Origin of the sequence: Dickeya dadantii NCPPB 898 (assembly GCF_000406145.1) — a bacterium.
GTDB classification, from domain to species: Bacteria; Pseudomonadota; Gammaproteobacteria; order Enterobacterales; family Enterobacteriaceae; genus Dickeya; species Dickeya dadantii.
The window spans coordinates 3,381,816-3,389,162 of sequence record NZ_CM001976.1 but is presented as its reverse complement, the minus strand read 5'-3'; the positions used below and the strand labels follow the sequence as shown (position 1 = coordinate 3,389,162).

Sequence of the window (7,347 nt, the reverse complement as noted above, 5' to 3'; positions counted from 1 at the left end):
TTCGCGGCGTACAACCCTGACTCCTGCCGGCATCTGGATGAGGATCTGCGCTGTCGGATCTATGATCGGCGCCCGCTGGTGTGCCGCATTTACCCGATGGAGATCAACCCGCATATTTCGTTGCGGCAGGCTAACAAAGACTGCCCGCCGGAAGCCTGGCAGCAAGGGGACACGCTGATTGTCTCGGACCGGCTGGTGGATAGTGAAACGCAGGCGTTGATCGAACGCTCCCGGCAGGCGGACCGCGAGGATATCTACTTTAAAGCGTCGATTTGCAACTGGCTGGGGATCGCGACTAGCGCGCTGAAAGGTGATGGTTTCACCGCCTATCTGCCGGACATGACGGCCTTTACGTCGGCGCTGGAACTGGCCGGGCAATTCAGCGCTGAAGAGCATGCCGAAGCGGGGCTCAGCCGGGCATGGCAGTTCCACGTTTCCGGCGAGGACGTGCTGGAAACCTTGAAACAGGCCGGTGCCGAGGCGGTAACCGGGCCGTCTCAGTATTATGGTTTTATCGGTTTGAATGCCGCCTGACGGATATATACGCAGGCTGTAAATGGTGTAATGTCGGTTGCGGCGATGAACAAACTAGTCCATGCTGTGTTATAAGCGTGCTGAAGTACGCCAGGTCAGACGATAATGACGAGCGGAATAAACGGCGGTAGTCCAGTTGCAAATACATCGCACGCACAACAAGAGAGACTCAAACGCCGCCTCTCCTTGACCACTGGCTGGGGGCTAAATTATGAACCCTGACGGGTTCACCCTTGCGGGCCAGCGCAAGCGCTGTTCCATTTTGCGTTGCAAAATGGTGTGCCGCTGCGCGCTCCCTTCGACGTTCGCCTTCGCTGTTCGAACCGCCCGTGACGTGATTACTCGCCCCATCCCTGGGGCTCGCCCTACGGGCCAGCGTAAACGCTGTTCAAAAACGCTCCCGGCGTTTTTGTCAGACACGGCACGAGCTTGCGCGGCTTCCCTGCCGCGCATCCGGCGAAGTCGCCCGCCTCAGCACAGTTTCTGACGCCGAAAAAACCCTTGGTTTGGCACTTAAAGGGGCAACAGCCCCAAACAGCACAATGCCGTTTGCATGGCTGAAAACAGGGCAGGGTGCACCGTTATAGGGCGCTCTGCCGGTTCTCCTCCGGGGTTAACCCCCATTCCTGTCGCATAATTCCGCTGTTCTTCCCGTCAGTTCGCCAGTTGCGCTGTGCTGGCATGACCCTTGCTTGTATAGACAAGATTATAACACTTGCGGTCCATTGCTTTTTCTTTTCCTGACAGGAGTAGAAACATGAGTACAGCACCAGGTCGTACCGGTTGGACAGTCTCGTTGATGGCAGTTTGTCTGGCCGCCGCCGTCTCCGCACAGGCAGAAGAAACGCTGGTGGCTATCGGCATTTCCGGCTGGACCGGCTTCGCCCCGCTGACGCTGGCGGACAAGGCCGGCATTTTCCAGCAGCATGGACTGAAAGTAGATCTGAAAATGATCCCGCAGAAAGACCGCCATCTGGCGGTGGCATCCGGCGCGATTCAGTGCGCCGCCACCACGGTGGAAACCTACGTCTCCTGGGCGGCCAGCGGCGTGGTGCTCAAACAGATCGTCCAGCTCGATAAATCCTACGGCGCCGACGGGCTGGCGGTGCGTAACGACATCAGCAGTGTGCACGATCTGAAAGGCAAAACCATCGGCGTTGATGCGCCGGGCACCTCGCCTTATTTCGCGCTGGCGTGGATTCTGGATAAAAACGGCATGAGCCTGAAAGACGTGAAAGTGGCGACGTTGTCGCCGCAGGCCGCCGCGCAGGCATTCGTCGCCGGTCAGAACGACGCCGCCATGAGTTACGAGCCTTATCTGTCCACCGTGCGTCAGCAACCGGACAAAGGAAAAATCCTCGCCACCACGCTCGATTACCCGATGGTGATGGACACGCTGGGTTGCACGCCGGATTTCCTGAAAAAACACCCGCAGGTGGGAAAAGCGCTGGTGGACAGTTACTTTGACGCTCTGGCGATGATCAAAACCCAGCCGGACAAGGCTTACGAGATTATGGGGGCGGCGGTGAAAACCAGCGGGCAGGCGTTCGCCCAGTCGGCGCAGTACCTGCGCTGGCAGGACAGAGAGCAAAACCGCGTCTTTTTCAGCGGCGAGATCGCCCGATTCAGCGAGGAAGCGGCCAAACTGTTGCTGGAGGCGAAAGTGATCCGCCAGAAGCCGGAGCTGTCCGCGCTGTACGACGCCAGCTATGTGAAATAACCGATGAAGGAGGCGGACATGAACAGTCTCACCCAATCGGCGAAGATGGCACCCGCGGCATTGCCGGAGGCGCCGGCGCGGGTGCATAACCCGCTGATGGTGCCGCTGCGTGCGGTATCGACGCGTCTGCGCTGGACGCTCGGCATCGGCTTCTTCGTGCTGTTCATCGGGATGTGGTCGCTGGTGACGTTTAGCGGCGCGGTGTCCGCCACCTTTCTGGCCGACCCGTTGACCATGTTGCATGAGGGGGTGCTGCTGTTTACCGATTACGGTTTTCAGCAGGACATCGGCATGACGGTGATGCGCGTGGTAGCCGGTTTTCTGCTGGCGGCGTTAATCGGGGTGCCGCTGGGCATCCTGATGGGCGCGTACAAATTGGTGGAAGCGTTCTTCGAGCCGTTTGTGTCGTTCTGCCGCTATCTGCCCGCGTCGGCGTTTGTGCCGCTGTTGATTCTGTGGGCCGGTATCGGCGAGATGCAGAAGATCCTGGTGATTTTTATCGGCTCTTTTTTCCAGATCGTGCTGATGGTGGCGGTCAGCGTTGGCGCGGCCCGTCGCGATCTGGTAGAAGCGGCCTATACGCTGGGTTGCTCCAACCGCAGCGTGGTCATCCGGGTGCTGATCCCCGGCGCGGCGCCGGATATCGCCGAGCTATTGCGGCTGGTGCTGGGCTGGGCGTGGACCTACGTGATCGTCGCCGAGCTGATCGGCGCGTCGAGCGGCATCGGCCACATGATTGTCGACAGTCAGGCGCTGCTTAACACCGGGCAAATCATCTTCGGCATTATCGTGATCGGGGTGATTGGGCTGCTGTCCGACTTCCTGTTCAAGGCCGCCAACCGCCGTTTATTCGCCTGGAGCATACGATGAAATACAGCAAACTGACTATTCGTCAGGTGGAGCGGGTGTTTACCGGCCCGCACGGCGAGGCGATTGCGGCGCTGCAACCCATCGACTATCAGGTACATGAAAACGACTTCGTCACGATTTTAGGGCCGTCCGGCTGCGGCAAGTCGACCCTGCTGCGCATCATCGCCGGGTTGGATGCACCGACCCGCGGCGAAGTGTGGCTGGACGGCGCGCTGGTGGACGGACCCGGCGCCGATCGCGGCATGGTGTTCCAGAGCTACACCCTGTTTCCGTGGCTGACGGTGCGCGAGAACATCTGTTTCGGCTTGCAGGAGCGTGGCATCAGCAAGGCGCAGCAGCATGAGCGCAGCGATTATTATCTGCATCAGGTGGGGTTGCACGGATTCGAACACCACTATCCGCGCCAGCTCTCCGGCGGCATGCAGCAGCGTACCGCCATTGCCCGCGCGCTGGCTAACGACCCGAAAGTGCTGTTGATGGACGAACCGTTCGGCGCGCTGGATAACCAGACCCGGGTCATGATGCAGGAACTGTTGTTGTCGGTGTGGGAGTCGTCGCGCAAGACGGTGCTGTTTGTCACCCACGACATCGACGAGGCGATTTTTATGGCGAATAAGGTGGCGATTTTCAGCGCCCGACCGGGGCGGATTAAAACCGAAGTGGCGGTGGATTTTCCCTGGCCGAGAGACTATACCCTTAAAACCTCGCCGGAATTTATGGCGCTGAAAGCGCGGGTAACGGAAGAGATTCGCAGTGAAACCCTACAGGCACTGGCGCATTGAGCGGCCTGCCTGCCGGGGATATGCAGGATGAAACATGCGTACCGGCTGGATAATGGAAAAGCATCAGCCGGATTTTTTTAGTTCTACTTGTCTATACAGGATTAGATATATGTCACAAACCCGAAGCTATTGCCTGACGCCCGGCGCGGTGGATCTCGCCACGCTGCGCGCCATTTATCAGGGCAATGTCACCCTGACGCTGGTGGAGCAGGCGCGCGCGGCGGTGGCGGCGGCGCAGGAAACGGTGCAGCGCATTGTCCGTCAGGACCGGGTGGTCTATGGCATCAACACCGGTTTTGGCAAGCTGGCCCAAACCCGCATTCCCGCGGAGCGACTGGCGGAGCTGCAACGTAATCTGGTGCTGTCTCACAGCGTGGGCATCGGCGACTTGTTGCCGGATGACGTACTGCGTCTGGTGATGGCGACCAAAGTCGTCAGCCTGGCGCGCGGGCATTCCGGGGTACGGTTGCAGGTGATCGACACCTTGCTGGCGCTGTTCAACGCCGGGGTGATGCCCTGCATTCCGGAGAAAGGCTCGGTGGGCGCCAGCGGCGATCTGGCGCCGCTGGCGCACCTGTCGCTGCTGCTGCTGGGAGAAGGGCCGGCGCGGGTCGACGGCGTGTTGATTCCGGCGGCCGAGGGGCTGGTGCGGGCGGGCGTTGAACCGCTGGTGCTGGGGCCGAAAGAGGGGCTGGCGCTGCTCAACGGCACCCAGGTGTCCACCGCACTGGCGCTACGCGGGCTGTTCGAGGCCGAAAAGGTGTTTGCCGCCGGGCTGGTGGCCGGCGCGCTGTCGCTGGAAGCGATCAAAGGCTCGGTGAAGCCGTTCGACGCCCGCATCCATCAGGCGCGCGGTCAGCAAGGGCAGATGGCGGTGGCGGCGGCGGTCAGCACTTTGCTGACGGACAGCGAGATTTTGCAGTCGCATGCTAACTGCGGCCGGGTGCAGGACCCGTACTCCATCCGCTGCGTGCCGCAGGTGATGGGCGCGTGTCTGGATAATTTGCAGCACGCCGCCCGCGTGCTGTGCATCGAAGCCAACGCCGCGTCGGATAATCCGCTGGTGTTTCCGGAAACCGACGAGGTGATCTCCGGCGGCAATTTTCACGCCGAACCGGTGGCGTTCGCCGCCGATATCATCGCACTGGCGGTGGCGGAAATCGGCGCCATTTCCGAGCGGCGCATGGCGCTGCTGCTCGACAGCACATTGTCCGGGCTGCCGCCGTTTCTGGTTAACGACGGCGGCGTCAATTCCGGGTTTATGATCGCCCAGGTCACCGCCGCCGCGCTGGCGTCGGAAAACAAGTCGCTGGCCCATCCCGGCAGCGTGGACAGCCTGCCGACCTCCGCCAATCAGGAGGATCATGTGTCGATGGCGACCTACGCCGCCCGCCGTCTCGGCAGCATGTGTTTTAACACCGCCACCGTGGTGGGGATTGAAGCGATGGCCGCCGCGCAAGGCATCGATTTCCATCGTCCGCTGAAAAGCTCGCCGTTGCTGGAACGCGAACTGGCTCAGGTGCGTGAACAGGTCGCGTTTCTGGACCACGACCGCCTGATGGCGACCGATATTGACCTGATGCGCCAGTGGGCCAGCCGCGAACGCTGGCCGTCCGTGATCACCGCATTATTGCCCAGTTATGCCGCCGACCCGGCGTCCGTTTGATAAGGAATTTTCCATGACCACTTCATCTTCTACCGCTTCATCTTCGACTGCGTCTTCTCTCGCCCGTGTGGTACGCGCGCCGCACGGTACCGAACTGCACTGTGAAAACTGGCTGATCGAAGCCGCCTACCGCATGATCCAGAACAACCTTGACCCGGATGTGGCCGAGCGTCCGGAAGACCTGGTGGTGTACGGCGGTATCGGCAAGGCGGCGCGCAACTGGGCCTGCTTCGACGCGATTCTGACCAGCCTGCGCCAGTTGAAAGCGGATGAAACCCTGCTGGTGCAGTCCGGCAAGCCGGTCGGGGTGTTTCGCACCCACGCCGACGCCCCCAGGGTCTTGATCGCCAACTCCAATCTGGTGCCGCATTGGGCCACCTGGGAACATTTTCATGAGCTGGATAAAGCCGGGCTGATGATGTACGGCCAGATGACCGCCGGATCGTGGATTTACATCGGCGCGCAGGGCATCGTGCAGGGGACTTATGAAACCTTCGCCGAAGCCGGCCGTCAACACTATCACGGCGATCTGAGCGGCAAATGGATCCTCACCGCCGGTCTCGGCGGCATGGGCGGCGCCCAGCCGCTGGCGGGCGTGCTGGCCGGGGCGTCGGTACTGGCGGTGGAGTGTCAGGAGTCCCGCATCGATTTTCGGCTGCGCACCCGCTATCTGGATTACAAGACCGACAGCATCGACGAGGCGCTGGCGATGATCACCGAGGCCGGCGCGCAGCAGAAAGCCATCTCCGTCGGCCTGCTGGGCAACGCCGCCGAGGTATTGCCGGAACTGGTGAAACGCGCCAAAGCCGGCGGCATGAAACCGGATATCGTCACCGACCAGACCTCCGCCCATGACCCGCTCAACGGTTACCTGCCGGCAGGCTGGAGCGTGGCGCGCTGGCAGCAGGAACGTATCGCCAACCCGGACGCGGTGGTGAAAGCCGCCTGCGCCTCGATGGCGGTGCATGTGCAGGCGATGCTGGATTTTTGCCACATGGGCGTGCCCACCGTGGATTACGGCAACAATATCCGCCAGCGCGCACTGGATGAAGGCGTGCGTAACGCCTTTGATTTCCCCGGCTTCGTCCCGGCCTATATCCGCCCGCTGTTTTGCGAAGGCAAAGGGCCGTTCCGCTGGGTGGCGCTGTCCGGCGATCCGGAAGATATTTATAAGACCGACGCCAAACTGAAGGAACTGTTTCCGGATAACCACCACCTGCACCGCTGGCTGGATATGGCGCGCGAGCGCATCGCTTTTCAGGGATTGCCGTCGCGCATCTGTTGGCTGGGGCTGGGAGAACGGCATCTGGCCGGGCTGGCGTTCAACGAGATGGTGCGCAACGGCGAGCTGAAAGCGCCGATCGTCATCGGCCGCGACCATCTGGACTGCGGTTCGGTGGCCTCGCCCAACCGGGAAACGGAAGCGATGCAGGACGGCTCTGACGCGGTATCGGACTGGCCGCTGCTCAACGCGCTGCTGAACACGGCGGGCGGCGCTACCTGGGTTAGTTTGCACCACGGCGGCGGCGTCGGCATGGGCTTTTCCCAGCATGCCGGGATGGTGATCGTCTGCGACGGCAGCGAACAGGCCGATGCCCGACTGGCGCGGGTGCTGTGGAATGACCCGGCCACCGGGGTGATGCGCCACGCCGACGCCGGTTACGAGGTTGCCACCGCCTGTGCGGCAGAGCATCGGTTGAATTTGCCGATGGTGAAATAGAACACGACGGCGCTCAGAGCCTATTGAGATAGGCTCTGAGCGTGGCTTGAGCCGC

General features: G+C 61.5%; 6 protein-coding genes. All 6 read left to right on the top strand.

The window, feature by feature from the left end:
• Positions 1 to 534: YkgJ family cysteine cluster protein (locus DDA898_RS15210; RefSeq protein WP_038911635.1), on the top strand; the 534-nt coding region annotated here is incomplete at its 5' end.
• A 757-nt stretch (positions 535 to 1,291) separates the two neighbouring features.
• Positions 1,292 to 2,254 (top strand): ABC transporter substrate-binding protein, encoded by a 963-nt coding sequence (locus DDA898_RS15205; protein WP_071604550.1) that lies wholly within the window; start codon positions 1,292 to 1,294, stop codon positions 2,252 to 2,254.
• An 18-nt stretch (positions 2,255 to 2,272) separates the two neighbouring features.
• Positions 2,273 to 3,124 carry an ABC transporter permease gene (locus DDA898_RS15200; protein ID WP_038911632.1) on the top strand — a complete coding sequence of 284 codons (852 nt, stop codon included), beginning with the start codon at positions 2,273 to 2,275 and terminating at the stop codon, positions 3,122 to 3,124.
• On the top strand, positions 3,121 to 3,906 hold the full coding sequence (locus DDA898_RS15195; RefSeq protein ID WP_038901712.1) for an ABC transporter ATP-binding protein: 786 nt from the start codon (positions 3,121 to 3,123) through the stop codon (positions 3,904 to 3,906). Before DDA898_RS15200 ends, DDA898_RS15195 begins: the two co-directional genes overlap by 4 nt.
• A gap of 109 nt (positions 3,907 to 4,015) precedes the next feature.
• Entirely contained in the window at positions 4,016 to 5,572 is a 1,557-nt protein-coding gene (gene hutH / locus DDA898_RS15190; protein ID WP_038911631.1) for a histidine ammonia-lyase, read from the top strand.
• Positions 5,573 to 5,585: 13 nt separating this feature from the next.
• Positions 5,586 to 7,292, top strand: a complete 1,707-nt coding sequence (gene hutU, locus DDA898_RS15185) for a urocanate hydratase (RefSeq protein WP_038911630.1) — start codon at positions 5,586 to 5,588, stop codon at positions 7,290 to 7,292.
• Positions 7,293 to 7,347: the final 55 nt, after the last annotated feature.